A 271-nucleotide genomic window follows, 5' to 3' on the forward strand; every position below is an offset into this window, starting at 1 on the left:
TCTTTTTTTATTTGTTACTAAGTATTTTTAAATAGTGAAGGTGCTACACTATTTAAAAATACAGAATATTAAAAACTTTATATATCAACTGTTGAAAAGTTAGTCTTATACAATAGCATGATAACATGATAGAAAATAAAATATAGATAATTTTGGAAAAGGAGAAGATTCTATGAATGTTCAACTAGGAAACGAACAAATTACAAAATTATTAAATGATTGGTATCAAGAAATTCGAGCGCAACACATTATTAAAGCAAAACAATTAAAA

The 271-nt window shown here is 23.2% G+C and carries 1 protein-coding gene; it reads left to right on the forward strand.

From position 1 onward, the window contains the following. Window positions 1–172: 172 nt before the first annotated feature. On the forward strand, window positions 173–271 hold a 99-nt coding region (locus tag FE392_RS22780; RefSeq protein WP_242326158.1), incomplete at its 3' end, for a response regulator aspartate phosphatase.

It is taken from the genome of Xenorhabdus santafensis, assembly GCF_033949405.1.
GTDB classification, from domain to species: domain Bacteria; phylum Pseudomonadota; class Gammaproteobacteria; order Enterobacterales; family Enterobacteriaceae; genus Xenorhabdus; species Xenorhabdus santafensis.